This window comes from Paractinoplanes toevensis, assembly GCF_018332695.1.
GTDB classification, from domain to species: domain Bacteria; phylum Actinomycetota; class Actinomycetes; order Mycobacteriales; family Micromonosporaceae; genus Actinoplanes; species Actinoplanes toevensis.
In genome coordinates, this window is record NZ_BOQN01000076.1 from 44,865 (window position 1) to 59,694 (window position 14,830).

Genomic DNA, 14,830 nt, shown 5'->3' on the forward strand with positions numbered 1-14,830 from the left:
CGCCGGGCGGGGCGGTGAACGCCACCCCCGTGTGGGGGTAACGATGATCTCAGACACTCAGCGTGCGGGTGGCCACCATGCCGCGGCGCACGTCGCCGGTCACGCACGCCATCTCCAGCGGCAGGCTCATCGCCGTCGGGTCGAGCTCGGCGGAGTAACCGTCGGTCGCGTACACCTTCTCGCAGGCGTCGCCGGGCAACGCGATCTGCCCGCTGTGCAGCAGGTCCCGGCAGGCCAAACTCGGGTAGACCTCGATGTGCAGGTGCGGCCAGCGGCCCTCGCGCGCCCCCGGGAAGACGCTGGTGAACCGCACCCAGCCGGCCGTGTCGGCGGTCTGCACGCCGCGCAGGTAGTTCTCCTGCTCCAGCCCGCCGTCGTACAGCGAGTAGTTGCCGTCCCGGTCGCCCTGCCACAGGTACACGGCGTAATCGGGCAGCGGGCGGCCCGAGTTGGCGCTGGTGATCCGCAGCCGGATGTCGAGCGGCACGCCGCGGGCCGCGCCGGTCGCGGTGCCGAAGCTACGGCGGAGGTCACCGCGCACGATGCCCGAGCGGACCAGCGGGGAGTACGCGCGGCCGGCCGCGAGGGCCGCCACCGTCGTGCCGCGGGCCAGGCCCGTCATCCGGCGCCGGCACACCAGCGAGAAATCGTGGGCCAGTCCACCGTCGTGCAGCGTCTCCAGCTTCAGCATGCCGACCATTCGACCCGCGGTGGGTTGCGCGGGTGCGCCGGTCCCGGTTTCAGATCGGGTGCTTCTCGTACGGGGTGAGCCCGGTGAACGCCGCCGCCTGCTCCTCGGCCGCCCGCAGTCTGGCCGGGAACGCCTGGGTCTGCCGCCACAACTTCGACACCAGCCAGGACTCGAAGATCAGCAGCAGGATGCCGGCCGCGACGGTGACCGGAATCAGCCAGCCGGTCAGCGGGGCGATGATGAAGACCGTCATCTCGTACTCGATGCCGCTGAACAGGTGGGTCCGGATCCGGTTGCGGCGCAGGAACGCCCCGACCCGCTGCTTCGACGACGCGTTGCGGGCCGGAACCTCGTCCGCCTCTTCCACATCTTCGGTCTCGTCCGGCTCCCGCGCCGCGCGGACCGGCAGCAGGACCTCGTCCAGCTTGGTACGCATCTCCAGCCGGACCTTGGCCATCTGGCTGCCGTTGAGGTAACGGAACAGGTCCAGGAAGACCACGACGGCGAGCAGCCAGAGGTAGGCGATCCGGTCGGTGTGCAGGTACTGCCCGCCGAACAGGGCCAGCGCGCAGATGAAGACCCGGATCCGGTCGAAGACGAAGTCGAACCAGGCGCCGAAGATCGAGCCGGTGCCGTTCAGCCGGGCGATCTTCCCGTCCATGCAGTCGACGATGAAGCTCAGGTGGAACAGCAGCGCACCGGCGACCAGCCACCAGCGGGTCTGCATCGCGAAGCAGCCCGCCGCGACCAGGCCGAGCACGGTGGCGAACAGCGTGAGCATGTTCGGCGTGATGCGTCGGTGCGGCGCGACCAACCGGACCAGCCGGGCGGCGATCGGATCCACCAGCAGCACCGTCCACCACGCGTCGCGCGGCTTGTAGGTGCGCTCGCGGATCTCTTCCAAGGTCACGTTCACCGCCGGGAGGTTAGTGAAGATCGCTATGAAAATGCTGTGGTATCGGTAACTGATCGGATAGTTACCATTCATGTTCGCCGTAGTACTGTCCGTCACATGGGTGTCGATCGATCCTCTTCGGCGGTGGTCGACCCGCCCGCGGTGCACTACGACGACGAAGAACTCCCAGCTCGCAGCCTTTCCGGCCGGATCGGGCTGGGCGTCTCGCTCGTCGCCTTCGCGGTGGCGCTGCTCGTGCTCTGGCAGGTGTTCCGGCCGCTCGCAAGGGGCAGTCAGTTCTACTTGATCATATTTTTGGCCGGAACACTTCCGCTGGTCTTTCTCGCGTATCGATCACGATTTGGCAAAGGCGGCCGGGAGCGGCCGACGCCGGCCGATTGGCTCCTCGCCGCTCTCGCCCTGATCGCCTGCCTCTACCCGGTCAATCCGTTTCGTGGGGGCTACGACGGATTCCTCGACCGGCAAGGCCTCCTCCAGCCGATCGACATCATCTTCGGCGCGGCCCTGCTGATCCTGGTCGTCGAGGCCTGCCGGCGCACCACCGGACTCGCCCTGCCGATCGTCTGCCTGGCCTTCCTCGCCTACGGCTACTACGGCGGGCTCCTGCCGCAGAACTGGCCGATCGCGCACGCCGGCCTCGATTTCGCCCAGATCGTCGACGCGCTCTACAACTCGGGCAGCGGCTTCTACGGCACCCCGCTCGACGTCGCCGCCACGTACATCGTCCTGTTCACCATCTACGGCGCAGTTCTCGATCTCTCCGGCGCCAGCCGCTTCTTCGTCGACCTGTCGGTGGCCGCGTTCCGCAGGTCGCGCAGCGCCGCGGGCCGCACCGCGGTCGCCGCCGGTTTCCTGCTCGGCACCGTCTCCGGCTCGGGCACCGCCACCGCGGTCAGCGTCGGCGCGGTGACCTGGCCGCTGCTGCGCCGGGCCGGTTACCCGCCCGAGCAGGCCGGTGGCATGCTGGCCGCCGCCGGGGTGGGCGCGATCCTCTCCCCGCCCACGCTGGGCGCCGCCGCGTTCATCGTCGCCGAATACCTGGATGTCTCCTACCTGACCGTCCTCGGCTGGGCGACCATCCCCACCCTGCTCTACTACCTGGGCATCCTGCTCGCGGTCGAGATCGACGTGCGGCGGTTCCGGGTCCGCTCGATCGAGGTGCCGGCCACCAGCGCGTGGCGCCTGCTGCTGCGCTTCGGCTACCACTTCTCCTCGCTCATCCTCATCGTGGTCCTGCTCGCCCTCGACGTCAGCGCCACCCGGGCGGTCGTCTACGCCACCCTCGCCGCATTCCTGCTCTCGTTCCTCGACCCGCGCTGCCGGATGACCCCGCCGCGGGTGTTCACCGCGCTGTCCGCCGGGGTGCGCGGGGTGCTGCCGGTCGTCGCGGTGTGCGCCGCCGCCGGCATCATCACGGCCACCACCACCAAGACCGGCCTCGGCGCCCAGCTCGCCTCGCTGCTGGTCTCCGGCGCGCAGGCGGTCACCTCGAACCCGACCGCGGTGCTCGCGCTGACCGTCGTGCTGGCCGCGGTGGCCCTGGCCATCCTCGGCCTGGCCGTTCCGGTGACGGCCAGCTTCATCATCGGCTGGGTGATCATCGGGCCCGCCCTGCTCGGGCTCGGCGTGCCGGCGCCGGCGGCCGCGATGTTCGTCTTCTACTACTCGGTCCTGTCCGAGGTGACCCCGCCGACGGCGCTGGCCGCGGTCGGCGCGAGCGCCATCACCGGCGGCCGCACGGTACCGACCATGTGGCAGGCGCTGAAGTACGCGCTGCCTGCCTTCCTGGTCCCGGTGGCGTTCGTCCTCACCGATTCCGGGTCCTCGCTGCTGGCCCGCGGCTCCTTCGTGGACATTCTTTGGACGACGGTCGTCGCGGCCCTCGCGGTGCTCGGGCTCGCGGTGGCGACCGGCGGGTGGGTGCCAGGAATAGGAGCCGCGGGTACGCCGAGCAGGTTGCTCGCCGCGGTGGCCGGCCTACTGCTTCTCTACCTGGAGCCGTTGACGATCGCGATAGGTGTGACGGCCCTGGTCGCGGCGGCCGGGTGGGCCTTCGTGCGCCGCCGCTCGGCGGGGTCGATCCCGGAAGATTCCGCCGGTCTTGCCGAAGATGGGGAAACGCCTACCGAACGGGGTTGAGATGAGACGAACGGTAATCGGTGTTGTCGGGCTTCTGGTCGTCGGACTGGTCGGCTGCGGAGGGCGGCAGGATGCCGCCTCCACCGACAGCGGGGGCGACGTGACCTGCGATGTCGCCACCGACACCCGGGTCGGCATCGCCACCGGAAATGCGACCGGGGTGTATTTCGCGCTGGGCAACGCCTATGCGGAACAGATCGGTGCCGCCGGCGGGAAGGTCAAGGCCACGGCGGCCGAGACCGGCGCCTCGGTGCAGAACATTCAGCAGGTGGTCGCGGGTACCTACAACGTGGCGTTCTCGCTCGCCGACACTGCGGCTGACGCCATCAACGGCACCGGGAGTTTCACCAGCAAACAGCCGGTCGCGGCGCTGGCCCGCATCCACACCAATTACACCCAGGTCATCGTGCGCAAAGCCGCCGGCATCAAGGACGTCGCCGGAATGCGCGGCAAACGCGTCTCCACCGGATCGCCGAAATCCGGCACCGAGGTCATCGCCAACCGGGTGCTGACCGCGGCCGGCCTCGACCCGGCGAAGGACATCAGCGCCCAGAAACTCGACCTCACCAAGACCGTCGACGGTGTGAAGGACGGCTCGATCGACGCGCTGTTCTGGTCGGGCGGCCTGCCCACCCCCGGCATCACCGACCTGCTCACCACGTCGGCCGGCAAGGTTGAATTCCTGGACATCACCGGCGTGCTGCCCGACCTTCAGAAGATCAACCCGGTGTACGAGACCGGGACCATCCCGGCCGCCACCTACAAGACGGCCGCCGACGTGCCGACCGTCATCGTCCCCAACTTCCTGCTGGTGCGCGACGACCTCGACCCGAACGTGGCGTGCGTGCTGACCAAGGTGCTCTTCGACCGCAAGGCCCAGCTCGAGCAGGCCAACGCGGCCGCCAAGGAGATCACCCTCGACAAGGCCCGCAAGACCGACCCGGTCCCGCTGCACCGCGGTGCCGTGAAGGCCCTGGACGATCTGGGCGCCCCGCAGTAATTCGGTTGCCGGATCCGCGCCGCGCGGTCATCATGATCAGATGCGTAACCGCACTCGAAAGGGCGTGCGCGCCCTCGCGCTTTGATCGCGACCGCGCGGCGTGATGCCGCGCTCCAGCCGGGCCTTCGCTGGGCCGAGGCCACCAAGATCCGCGACGAATGGCTGGGCCTCGGTCTGAGCACCGAGCCGGCCGACCGACCCGCCACCGAAGAGGCCATCGCCTCGATCTACGCCGGGCATCGGCGCAGCCGTCCGGAGTTCCACTGGGTGCTCTCACCCGCGGCCGCCGTGTCCCACCTGGCCGGCCTGCCCACCCACCAAACCCTGCGGTCGTACGTCGGCGATGGCCGCCCGCCCGCAGTCGACCTCGGTGGCGCCCGGCCGGTCGCCAGCGACATCGCGGCCGGGTTGTCCCACCTGCGGTCGAGGATGGCGGCGACCTACGTCGAGCCGCCACCGGACCGGAAACCGCTGCAGCGGCAGAAGGGCAAACCCTGGCCCGTGCTGCCGGCCGATCGGGCGCTCGACGCCGGCCTGCCGTTCCACGAGTTGCTGCGGCAGGGCGTGCGGGAGGCTCTTTTCCGGACCCTGGCCGACGCGGTCTACAACCCGATCCGCGCGGCGATCCCCGGTTTTCCGTCCCGCGACGCGGTGCCCGTCTGCTGGTACGGCCATCAGGACGCCGCGTGGATCGGGCACGCCGACGTCCTGCACCGGCTCGGCCTGGCCGCCCCGGTCGGCGCCTTCGGCACGTGGGTGACGCTCGCCCGGGCCGGTGGCTGGTGGTGGCCCGGCGAGAGCCACTGCGTCCTGGTGGACCGCCCGGCGGTGATCCGCACCGAGCCGATCCCCGGCGCCTGGTACGGCGAGCTTCGCCTCCGGACCGTCGAATACCGGGACGGCTGGTCCATTTGAATTCGCTTCACCAAAAAGGCGTTGTCGGTGTCGCGGAGGTGCATTAGTCTTTGGAGCATCCGCAGGGAGAGCGCGCGAAAGGGGATCGAGATGATGTGGCAGGCCGCCGGTCTGATCGACCCCGCCATGCGACGCGTGGCGAAGTGGCGCTCCCCGGGAGTGAGCTGGCGAAACGGCTGATGCCGTAACGGTTTCCGTCGCCGCCCTCCCACTCCGGGAGGGCGGCTTTTTCGTGCTGTTGAATGCGTTTTGAATAGGCGAGGAACGGCGGTTTCGCGGGCTGGCTACGGCTCGCTGGACGGGATTACTTGCGCTACCCGGCCAACGCGTACGCCGCCGTTCCTCGCCCCGTCGGAGGGCTCGTAGCTCATTCGGTAGAGCGCCTGTCTTGCACACAGGAGGTGGCCGGTTCGATCCCGGCCGGGTCCACGTCACGTCGTCGTAGCTCAGCGGAAGAGCGCCGCCCTCATAAGGCGGAGGCCGGTTGGTTCGACACCACCCGACGACACGAAGCCCCTGTAGCGCAGCTGGACAGCGCGCCGGACTACGAATCCGGAGGCCGGGAGTTCGAATCTCCCCGGGGGCACGACGCGTCGCTAGCTCAACGGCAGAGCATCCGCCTCTTAAGCGGAGGGTTCGGGGTTCGAAACCCCGGCGGCGCACCAACCGGCAGGCCGTAGAATTCGCCCTCGTGAATGCCCGTGTTGCCGGCGCCCTCTACCTGCTGACCTTCATCACGTCGATCCCCACCCTCGCGCTCTATCGGCCGGTGCGCGACCACGCCGACTTCGTGCTCGGAGCCGGCAGCGCCACGCCCGTCACGTGGGGCATCTTCCTCGAGATCGTTCTGGCCCTGTGCTGCGCCGGCACCGCCGTCGCGCTGTTCCCGATCGTGCGGCGGCGCAGCGAGACCGCCGCCGTGGGTTTCCTCGGTTCCCGGCTGCTGGAGGCCGGCCTGATCCTGCTCGGCGCGGTAAGCCTGCTGACCCTGCTGGCCCTGCGCGACGACGCGGCCGGCGCGGACGCGGCCTCGCTGGTCACGGCCGGCCACACGCTGGTCGGGGTCTACGACGGGACGTTCCTGGTCGGCCAGAGCCTGATGCCGGTGGTCAACGCGGCCTTCCTGGCCACCGTGCTGTTCCGGTCCGGCCTGGTGCCCCGTCTCATCCCGGTCGTCGGCCTGATCGGCGTACCCCTGCTGCTGGCCTCCGACATCGCGGTCCTCTTCGGCCTCTACGACATGGGATCCGCGCCGGCCGCGCTGGCCGCCCTCCCGATCGCGGCCTGGGAACTGGCGCTCGGCTTCTACCTGCTCATCCGCGGCCTTCGCCCTTCTCTGACCGCCTGACTCCTGCCACGATGGGGCATGACCTCCGGAAAGCGGTTGGCGGTGGCCGCGGCCGTGATCACCCTGATCATGATCGCCGTCTACCTCGGACTGATCAGCCGGCAGGGCAACGAGCCGGCCCTCTGGTTCGTCGCCGGCCTGGCGGTGGCCGCGGTGCTGGCCGGCTACGGCGCGATCGGCGCGGCCCGCGCTCGCCGTCCGGCGCTGCTCGCCGCCGGTGCGCTGCTGCTGGTCCTGGGCCTGCTCGGCATCCTGTCGATCGGCCTGCCGATCATCGCGGCCGGCGTGCTGGCCATCGTCGCCGCCGGCCGTTCCGGAATACCTGCGTGATCAGCTCAGACGCGGCGGTCCCCGTCGAACCGCTATCCGGCCTGTTCGCGCGGGACGTCCGAAAGCCCGGGATCACGCCGTCGCCTCACGTGTTGAAACTGATCAGCCGGGGTGGTCGGGTGCTGTCCCACTGGACGACGGTGACCGCGCAGTTGTCCAGGTTGAGGCCGATCCAGCGCCATTCCGGGGCGTCGAGTGCGTGCCGGACGAACCAGCCGATCACGAAGTTGTGGGTGATCAGCAGTTCGTTGCGGTCGTGGTCGCCGGTGACGCCGAAGTGCTCGACGGCGGCCGTCAGGGCCTTCGCGTCCTCATCGCGTTCCTCGGCGGGCACGTCGTCCAGCCAGGAGTGCCAACGCTCCGGGTATTCGCCGCGCCGGCCGGCCGACGGCACCGGCGTGCGGTCGGCGACGTGGTCGCAGACGTGCCGGGGGACCAGCGGGAGGTGGGCCGCGACTATCTCGGCGGTCCGCGTGGCCCGGGGCAGCGGGCTGTGGTGGATCGCCGCGAACGGGGTCGTGCTCAGCCGCCGGCCGAGCCGCTCGGCCTGGTCGCGGCCGAGGTCGGAAAGCCCGGCCGGGCCCTTCTCGCCGTGGCGTACGAGGTACAGCCGGGTGATCGCCATCGCCCGATGATCGCGCGGGGCCGCAACCCGGACGCCCGGGGAGCGAGACTGGGGGTATGGACGCACCGGTCAATCTGCAAGCGGCGCTTGCCTCCTTCGACCAGATCTACAGCCCGCGCATCGTGGCCCGGGTCAACGACTACGACGTCCGGATCGCGCACACCGGCGGTGAGCACGTGTGGCACGTCCACGAGGACACCGACGAGTTCTTCCTGGTGCTCGACGGCCGGTTCGACATCGCCCTGCGCGACGCCGACGGCGCCGAACGCACCGTCACGCTGCACACCGGCGAGGTGTTCGTGGTGCCCAGGGGCACGACGCACAAGCCGTCGTCGCCCGGCGGCGCCATCCTGATGTTCGAGCCCACCGGCACGTCCTCCACCGGCGATCACCACGACGGCGACCTGCCCGGGCACGTCGAGAGCACCATCGGCCACCAGCTCTGACTACTCCGGTCCGAGCTCTGCTATGTCGTACCCGTCGGGGTAGGTCTTGGTCTGGATGCCGTCCTCGAAGAGGCCGACCGGCCTCGGGCGGTGCAGATGCCGGATCACGCGTGACCTTGTCTTCAGGGTCGCGTGCAGGGCGGCCCGCACCGGCCAGGCCGGTGCGGGCACGCCGGTGGCCATGCGCTGGCGGTCGTCGTACATCGCGCTGACCAGGGAATTGCCCAGCGGAGCCAGCGGGCGGGGCAGGCGTTTCAGCATGCGTTCGCGGGTGGAGCGCTCGATGACCGTGGCGGCGGCGCTGGGCAGCAGGTGGGTGCGGTCGTACGCCTCGAACCAGGCCTCCGTCTCGGGGAGCGAGCCCGGCATGCCGGGGATGTTCATGTGGTGGGCCAGCTCGCCGAAGAAGCGGTACGTCGCCTCCCGCTCGTGGCAGCAGGGGCGGCGCCAGCCGTAGCGGTCCAGCCAGCGCAGCGGGAGGACGACGCCGCAGGCCACGACGTAGAGGTAGTCGTCGGCCGGGAAATCGCGGTACGGGCGGTGGATCTGGTTGATCCGGCGGATCGCGGCCCGGGCCCGGGGGTGCGCGAAACCGTTCAGCACCATCTCGTACATCAGGATGCCGGTGTCGTCCGCCCGCTTGCGGGGACGTTCGAGCAGTTCACCGGTGCCGACCAGGGTCTCGGCCACGCGGGGGATGGAGAAGGACCGGTTGAACGCCAGGTTCAGGGCCAGCCGCATGTCCCACGGGAACTCGAAACGCAGCATCGTCCGGAAGATCTGCTCGTAGTCGCGAGCGGGATCCAGGGCACGGATGGCGGCCAGGTTGGCGTATCGGTCTCTCACGTTGTCACATTCAACCAACCACCGTCGATGTAATAGGTGGAGCCCACCGTGTAGGCGGCCCGGTCGGAGGCGAGGAAGACGAACAGGTCGGCGATCTCCTCGGGGGTGGCGAACCGGCCGATCGGGGCGTTGTCGTCGGCGATCTTCTGCAGGTACTGCTCCCAGGTCTGGTCGGTGCCCTCGGTGAGCAGCTTCGCGGTCTTGACCCAGTCGCCGGTCATCACCAGGCCGGGGTTCACCGCGTTCACCCGGATGTTGTCGCCGATCAGCTCGTTGGCCAGGCACTTCGAGAGCATGACCAGGGCCGCCTTGGTCACGTTGTAGATCGGCTCGTAACCCAGCGGCTGGGTCGCGCAGATCGAGCCGTTGTTGAGGATCACCCCGCCGCCCCGGCTGCGCATGCCGGGGACCAGTGCCCGGGCGAGGCGGACCGCGGCCATCACGTGCAGGTCCCAGTACCACTGCCAGCGGTCGTCCCCGGCCGTCATGATCTTTTCTTCGCTGCCGGTGCCGGCGTTGTTGATCAGGATGTCGGCGCCGCCGAACTCCTGCTCGACGACGAGGGCCACCCGGGCCGCGTCGTCGGGAACGGTCAGGTCGGCGGGGACGGTCACCACCCGTACGCCCGGAAGATCGACCGACCGCAGGCGGTCCTCGTCCCGGGCGACCAGGACCAGATCGACGCCTTCGGCCGCCAGGCCGTGGGCGATCGCCCGGCCGATACCGGCACTTCCTCCGGTTATGACGGCTACCTTGCCGGTGAGACGCAGATCCATGGAGTTCTCCGTTCCGAGCGTGATGTGCGGGGGTACACCCATCACGGTTCCATGACGGGCGGGAGGCTCGGGGTGTTCGGGAAGAAGCAGACGGTCGCTGACCAATTGGTCGAGGTGCTGGTGCAGTCGGGTGTGCGCCGGATCTACGGCATCGTGGGGGACAGCCTCAATTCGCTGAGCGACGCCATCCGGCGCAGCGGCGACATCGAGTGGGTGCACGTGCGCAACGAGGAAGCGGCGGCGTTCGCGGCGTCGGCCGAGGCGCAGCTCACCGGCAAGCTCGCGGTGTGCGCCGGCAGTTGCGGGCCCGGCAACACCCACCTCATCCAGGGGGTCTTCGACGCGCACCGGTCGGGGGCGCCGGTGCTGGCGATCGCCTCGCACATCGTCTCCACCGAGATCGGCACCGGGTTCTTCCAGGAGACCGACCCGAAGCGCCTGTTCGAGCAGGCCAGCCACTGGACCGAGATGGTGTCGTCGGCCGAGCAGATGCCGCGGATGGCACGGGTCGGCATCCAGGCCGCGGTGGGCAAGCTGGGCGCCGCGGTGCTGGTGGTGCCGGGTGATGTGCTGGAGGCGGACGCGGTCAACGACACCGGTGAGGGACACCCGATGGCCGGGCGGGTCCTCGGCGCGCCGCCGGCCGAGGTGATCGACGCGCTGGCCGAGCGGATCAACCGCGCGGACAAGGTCGCCATCTTCGGCGGGATCGGCTGCGCGGGGGCCCGGGACGAGGTGCTCGCCCTGGCCGAGCGGCTGAACGCGCCGGTCGGGCACAGCCTGCGCGGCAAGGAATCGCTGCAGTACGACAACCCCTACGACGTGGGCATGTCGGGCCTGCTCGGTTACGGCTCCTGTTACGAGGCGTGCCACGAGGCCGACCTGCTCCTGCTGCTCGGCACCGATTTTCCCTACCGGCAGTTCCTGCCGCAGAAGAACACCGTGCAGGTCGACATCGACCCGTCCCGGCTGGGCCGGCGCAGCGCCCTGGAGATGGGGGTGGCCGGTGACGTCGGCGCGACCATCCGGGCGCTGCTGCCGAAACTCGAGCCGAAGGGCCGCGAGTTCCTCGACAAGATGCTGCACCAGCACTCGAAAGAGCTGGACCGGGTGGTCGGCGCCTACACCCACGACATCGAGAACCTCTCGCCGATCCATCCCGAGTACGTCGCCCGGGTGCTCGACGAGGAGGCCGCCGACGACGCGGTCTTCACCGCCGACACCGGCATGTGCTGCTCGTGGATCGCCCGTTACATCACCCCCAACGGCAAGCGCCGGCTGCTCGGCTCGTGGGTGCACGGCACGATGGCGAACGCGCTGCCGCAGGCGCTCGGCGCGCAGATGCTCGACCGCCGCCGGCAGGTGGTGTCGATGTCGGGTGACGGTGGCCTGTCGATGCTGCTCGGCGAGCTACTCACGGCCCGCACCCACCGGCTGCCGGTGAAGGTGGTGGTCTTCAACAATTCGAGCCTCGGCATGGTGCGGCTGGAGATGCTGGTGGCCGGCGACCCGCCGTTCGAGACCGACCATGACAACGTCGACTTCGCGGCGATCGCCCGGGCGGCGGGCTTCCACACCGTACGGGTGGAGAAGGCCGCCGACCTGCGCGCCGCCATGCGTGAGGTGCTCGACCACGACGGACCGGCCCTGCTCGACGTGCTCACCGACCCGGACGCCTTGGAGCTGCCGCCGCACATCACCAAGGAGGAGGCCAGCGGTTTCGCCCTGGCGATGGGCCGGACCGTGCTGGCCGGCGGGGTGGGCCAGATGGCGCACCTGGCCCGCACCAACCTGCGCAACATCCCGCGTTAGGCCCGACGCAGCTCGGCGCCGACCTCGTGCAGGTGGCGCAGGGCCTGCGCGTACGACTCCACCAGAGACGTCTCCTCGTAGGGCACGCCGATCTCCGCGCAGTAGCGCTGGACGATCGGCTGTGCCTTGCGCAGGTTGGGCGTCGGCATGGACGGGAACAGGTGGTGCTCGATCTGGTAGTTGAGGCCGCCCAGCGCGTTGTCGACGAACCAGCCGCCACGCACGTTGCGCGACGTCAGCACCTGCTTGCGGAGGTAGTCCTCGTTGCCGGTCGGATGCGGCATGCCCTTGTGGTTGGGCGCGAAGGTCAGGCCCAGGTAGACCCCGAACAGGGCCTGGTGCACCACGAAGAAGACCAGCGCCTGCAGCGGCGACAGCACCAGGAGCAGCGCCGCCGCGTAGCCGATCAGGTGCACCGCCAGCAGCACGCTCTCCAGGCCGCGCTGCTTCACCGTGCCGTCGCGCAGCGCCCGGATGCTGTCCCGGTGCAGTGAGATGCCGAGCAGGGTGAGCAGCGGGAAGAAGAACCACGCCTGGTAGCGGGTGAGGAATCCCTTGCCGCGGGCGGCCTCCGGGCTCCACACCAGGACACCCGGGCCGACGTCGGGGTCGAGGTCGTCGTGGTTGGGGTTGGCGTGGTGCTTGGTGTGCTTGTCCATCCAGTAGCCGTAGGACATGCCGATCGCCAGGTTGCCGGCGATCAGGCCGGCCCGGCGGCTCGGCGCGTTGGTGCGGAACACCTGCCGGTGGGCCAGGTCGTGGGCGACCAGCGCGACCTGGGCGAACACCACCGCCAGGAAGACCGCCACGGCCAGGGTCCACCAGGAGGAACCGATCAGGAAGAACGCGGTCCAACCGGCGGCCAGGGCCGCGGTCACCGCACCGAGGCGTACGGCGTAGTAGGCCGGCCGTCGCTCCAGGAGGCCGGCCGCGTTGATGCGGCGGCCCAGCTCCGCGAAGTCGCTGCGCGGTCGCGCTGTCGTGGTCGTCATGCCGGCTAACTCAACCGGTTCGCGGGCGCCGAGTCAGGAGTGCCAGACCTACTTTCGGTAGTAGTGCTAGCACTACTGAGTTCCGCGCCCCGACCCGCCAGGATGGTGGCATGGAGACGAGAGACTGGCTTCGGGAGGGCCTGCGGGCGGTGGCCGGCGGGGCGCTCGCCGTCGCCCTCTCGGTCACCAATTTCCTGCTGCTCGTCCTGTTCGTCGTCGCCCTCGCGCTGACCCCGGTCCTGGGCCTCGGCCTGATCCTGCTGCCGGCGGTGACCGCGCTGGTGCGGCTGCGGACCGACGCCGCCCGCGCGGTCGCCGGGTGGCACGGCGTGACGATCGAGCGGCCCTACCGTCCCCGCCCGGCGGCCGCCCGCCCGGTCGGCTGGCGCGCCTACCGGTGGATCGTCACCGACCCGGCCACCTGGCGTGACCTGGCCTGGCTGGTGCCCGGCGCGATCGTCGGCCTGGTTGGAGGATTCGCCACGCTGCTCATCCCGGTCTACGGGGTGGAGGGCATCGTCCTGCTGCCACTGTGGATCTGGCTCGGCACCGGGTGGTACGGCTACGGCGTCATCTGGCCGATCGAGACGGTCAGCGACGGCCTGCTGTCGCTGCCGCAGGGCGCCCTGTTCCTGGCGATCGGACTGGCCGTCGCGCCCTACTTGCGCCGCTACGACGCGCTGTTCAACCGGCTGCTGCTGGCTCCCACCACCAACGCCCGGCTGCGGGCCCGGGTCACCCAGCTGTCGCACAGCCGGGCCGACACGGTGGACGCCCAGGCCGCCGAGCTGCGCCGCATCGAGCGCGACCTGCACGACGGCGCCCAGGCCCGGCTCGTCTCGCTCGGCATGACCATCGGCCTCGCCGAGGAGATGCTCGGCCGTGACCCGGAAAGCGCCCGGCGGCTGCTCGTCGAGGCCCGCGAGGCCAGTTCGACCGCGCTGGTCGAGCTGCGCCACCTGGTCCGCGGCATCCACCCGCCGGTGCTGGCCGAGCGCGGGCTCGACGGCGCGGTCCGGGCGCTCGCCCTCAACCTGCGTCTCCCGACCGCGGTCGAGTCCGAGGTGACCGGCCGGCTCGACATCCCGGTCGAGTCGGCGGCCTACTTCGCGGTCGCCGAGGCGCTGTCCAACGCGACGGTGCACAGCGGGGCCACGGTCGCCTACGTGACCATGCGGCGCGACGGCGACACCCTGCGCATGGAGGTCGGCGACGACGGCCGGGGCGGCGCCGACCCCGACCGTGGCACGGGCCTCAAGGGCATCGGCCGCCGTCTGGCCGCTTTCGATGGCACGATGACGCTGTCCAGCCCGCCCGGCGGGCCGACCATCGTGACCATGGAGTTGCCGTGCGCGTTGTCATCGCCGAGGACCACGCTCTCCTCCGGGACGGACTGACGCGACTGCTGGAGGCATTCGAGTTCCGGGTCGTCGCGGCCGTCGACAACGGCCCGGCCCTGCTGCCCGCGCTGCTCGACCACAAGCCGGACGTCGCGGTCGTCGACGTGCGGCTGCCACCGACGTTCACCGACGAGGGCCTGCAGGCGGCGATCGCGGTCCGCGAGGCCGTGCCCGGCCAGCCGGTCCTGGTGTTGTCCCAGCACGTCGAGCCGCTGTACGCGCGCGAGCTGCTCGGTGACCGCAGCGGCGGTGTCGGCTACCTGCTGAAGGACCGCGTCTCCGACGTGGCCCAGTTCATCGACGCGGTGCGCCAGGTGGCGCGCGGCGGCACGGTGATGGACCCGGAGGTGGTGGCCCGGCTCCTCGACCGCAGCCGCCCGCTCGACGTGCTGACCGCCCGCGAACGCGAGGTGCTCGGCGAAATGGCCGCGGGCCGCTCCAACGCGGCGATAGCGGGCCGCCTGTTCGTGACGGAAAAAGCGGTGAGCAAGCACATCAACAACATCTTCACCAAGCTCGGCCTGCCCCCGTCCGAAGACGACAACCGCCGGGTCCTGGCCGTGCTCGCCTACCTCAACGCCTGACCGCGAGTCC

Annotated in this window: 15 protein-coding genes and 4 tRNA genes; 13 read left to right on the plus strand and 6 right to left on the minus strand. The window is 70.3% G+C overall.

The window, feature by feature from the left end; translation table 11 throughout:
* Positions 1–49: 49 nt before the first annotated feature.
* Positions 50–691 (minus strand): dioxygenase family protein, encoded by a 642-nt coding sequence (locus Ato02nite_RS29665; RefSeq protein WP_213009947.1) that lies wholly within the window; start codon positions 689–691, stop codon positions 50–52.
* 49 nt (positions 692–740) lie between these two features.
* A complete protein-coding gene (locus Ato02nite_RS29670; RefSeq protein WP_213009948.1) occupies positions 741–1,607 on the minus strand; it encodes a CDP-alcohol phosphatidyltransferase family protein in 867 nt (288 codons plus the stop codon).
* A 96-nt stretch (positions 1,608–1,703) separates the two neighbouring features.
* Between Ato02nite_RS29670 and Ato02nite_RS29675 the strand changes: the two genes are divergently transcribed.
* From Ato02nite_RS29675 to Ato02nite_RS29715, 9 genes are all read left to right on the plus strand, one after another.
* Positions 1,704–3,746 carry a TRAP transporter permease gene (locus Ato02nite_RS29675; protein ID WP_213009949.1) on the plus strand — a complete coding sequence of 681 codons (2,043 nt, stop codon included), beginning with the start codon at positions 1,704–1,706 and terminating at the stop codon, positions 3,744–3,746.
* A 1-nt stretch (position 3,747) separates the two neighbouring features.
* Positions 3,748–4,746: a TAXI family TRAP transporter solute-binding subunit gene (locus tag Ato02nite_RS29680; RefSeq protein ID WP_213009950.1), complete on the plus strand. Its 999-nt coding sequence runs from the start codon at positions 3,748–3,750 to the stop codon at positions 4,744–4,746.
* Positions 4,747–4,827: 81 nt separating this feature from the next.
* Complete coding sequence (locus Ato02nite_RS29685) at positions 4,828–5,661, plus strand: hypothetical protein (RefSeq protein WP_213009951.1); 834 nt, start codon at positions 4,828–4,830, stop codon at positions 5,659–5,661.
* A gap of 356 nt (positions 5,662–6,017) precedes the next feature.
* Positions 6,018–6,090, plus strand: a tRNA-Ala gene (locus Ato02nite_RS29690).
* A gap of 6 nt (positions 6,091–6,096) precedes the next feature.
* A tRNA-Met gene (locus Ato02nite_RS29695) sits at positions 6,097–6,169 on the plus strand.
* Between the two features lie 4 nt (positions 6,170–6,173).
* A tRNA-Arg gene (locus Ato02nite_RS29700) sits at positions 6,174–6,247 on the plus strand.
* A gap of 4 nt (positions 6,248–6,251) precedes the next feature.
* Positions 6,252–6,326 (plus strand) — tRNA-Lys (locus tag Ato02nite_RS29705).
* 26 nt (positions 6,327–6,352) lie between these two features.
* Complete coding sequence (locus Ato02nite_RS29710) at positions 6,353–7,009, plus strand: DUF4386 domain-containing protein (RefSeq protein ID WP_213009952.1); 657 nt, start codon at positions 6,353–6,355, stop codon at positions 7,007–7,009.
* A gap of 18 nt (positions 7,010–7,027) precedes the next feature.
* Complete coding sequence (locus Ato02nite_RS29715; protein WP_213009953.1) at positions 7,028–7,339, plus strand: hypothetical protein; 312 nt, start codon at positions 7,028–7,030, stop codon at positions 7,337–7,339.
* Positions 7,340–7,424: 85 nt separating this feature from the next.
* Here Ato02nite_RS29715 and Ato02nite_RS29720 read toward each other — a convergent pair whose 3' ends face one another.
* Positions 7,425–7,964 (minus strand): histidine phosphatase family protein, encoded by a 540-nt coding sequence (locus Ato02nite_RS29720; RefSeq protein ID WP_213009954.1) that lies wholly within the window; start codon positions 7,962–7,964, stop codon positions 7,425–7,427.
* 56 nt (positions 7,965–8,020) lie between these two features.
* Between Ato02nite_RS29720 and Ato02nite_RS29725 the strand changes: the two genes are divergently transcribed.
* Complete coding sequence (locus tag Ato02nite_RS29725) at positions 8,021–8,410, plus strand: cupin domain-containing protein (protein WP_213009955.1); 390 nt, start codon at positions 8,021–8,023, stop codon at positions 8,408–8,410.
* Here Ato02nite_RS29725 and Ato02nite_RS29730 read toward each other — a convergent pair whose 3' ends face one another.
* Positions 8,411–9,256, minus strand: coding sequence for an oxygenase MpaB family protein (locus Ato02nite_RS29730; protein ID WP_213009956.1), 846 nt, complete (start codon positions 9,254–9,256; stop codon positions 8,411–8,413).
* Positions 9,253–10,032, minus strand: a complete 780-nt coding sequence (locus Ato02nite_RS29735; protein ID WP_213009957.1) for an SDR family NAD(P)-dependent oxidoreductase — start codon at positions 10,030–10,032, stop codon at positions 9,253–9,255. The genes Ato02nite_RS29730 and Ato02nite_RS29735 overlap by 4 nt, the downstream gene beginning before the upstream one ends.
* Before the next feature lie 51 nt (positions 10,033–10,083).
* Here Ato02nite_RS29735 and Ato02nite_RS29740 point away from each other — a divergent pair, with 51 nt between their 5' ends.
* Positions 10,084–11,844, plus strand: a complete 1,761-nt coding sequence (locus Ato02nite_RS29740; protein ID WP_213009958.1) for a pyruvate dehydrogenase — start codon at positions 10,084–10,086, stop codon at positions 11,842–11,844.
* Here Ato02nite_RS29740 and Ato02nite_RS29745 read toward each other — a convergent pair.
* Positions 11,841–12,836: a fatty acid desaturase family protein gene (locus Ato02nite_RS29745; RefSeq protein ID WP_213009959.1), complete on the minus strand. Its 996-nt coding sequence runs from the start codon at positions 12,834–12,836 to the stop codon at positions 11,841–11,843. The two genes, Ato02nite_RS29740 and Ato02nite_RS29745, sit on opposite strands and share 4 nt — an antisense overlap.
* Before the next feature lie 110 nt (positions 12,837–12,946).
* On the opposite strand from Ato02nite_RS29745, the gene Ato02nite_RS29750 reads away from it, so the two are divergent.
* Both Ato02nite_RS29750 and Ato02nite_RS29755 read left to right on the plus strand, forming a co-directional pair.
* Positions 12,947–14,233 carry a sensor histidine kinase gene (locus Ato02nite_RS29750; protein WP_213009960.1) on the plus strand — a complete coding sequence of 429 codons (1,287 nt, stop codon included), beginning with the start codon at positions 12,947–12,949 and terminating at the stop codon, positions 14,231–14,233.
* Complete coding sequence (locus Ato02nite_RS29755; RefSeq protein ID WP_213009961.1) at positions 14,185–14,820, plus strand: response regulator transcription factor; 636 nt, start codon at positions 14,185–14,187, stop codon at positions 14,818–14,820. Before Ato02nite_RS29750 ends, Ato02nite_RS29755 begins: the two co-directional genes overlap by 49 nt.
* The last annotated feature ends 10 nt before the right edge of the window (positions 14,821–14,830 follow it).

Bases quoted from the DNA above. Each gene is read 5' to 3' on its own strand.
- Ato02nite_RS29675 (WP_213009949.1), top strand. From the start codon at position 1,704: ATGGGTGTCGATCGATCCTCTTCGGCGGTGGTCGACCCGCCCGCGGTG.
- Ato02nite_RS29735 (WP_213009957.1), bottom strand. From the start codon at position 10,032: ATGGATCTGCGTCTCACCGGCAAGGTAGCCGTCATAACCGGAGGAAGT.
- Ato02nite_RS29720 (WP_213009954.1), bottom strand. From the start codon at position 7,964: ATGGCGATCACCCGGCTGTACCTCGTACGCCACGGCGAGAAGGGCCCG.
- Ato02nite_RS29745 (WP_213009959.1), bottom strand. From the start codon at position 12,836: ATGACGACCACGACAGCGCGACCGCGCAGCGACTTCGCGGAGCTGGGC.
- Ato02nite_RS29665 (WP_213009947.1), bottom strand. From the start codon at position 691: ATGCTGAAGCTGGAGACGCTGCACGACGGTGGACTGGCCCACGATTTC.
- Ato02nite_RS29750 (WP_213009960.1), top strand. From the start codon at position 12,947: ATGGAGACGAGAGACTGGCTTCGGGAGGGCCTGCGGGCGGTGGCCGGC.
- Ato02nite_RS29680 (WP_213009950.1), top strand. From the start codon at position 3,748: ATGAGACGAACGGTAATCGGTGTTGTCGGGCTTCTGGTCGTCGGACTG.
- Ato02nite_RS29740 (WP_213009958.1), top strand. From the start codon at position 10,084: ATGACGGGCGGGAGGCTCGGGGTGTTCGGGAAGAAGCAGACGGTCGCT.
- Ato02nite_RS29725 (WP_213009955.1), top strand. From the start codon at position 8,021: ATGGACGCACCGGTCAATCTGCAAGCGGCGCTTGCCTCCTTCGACCAG.
- Ato02nite_RS29715 (WP_213009953.1), top strand. From the start codon at position 7,028: ATGACCTCCGGAAAGCGGTTGGCGGTGGCCGCGGCCGTGATCACCCTG.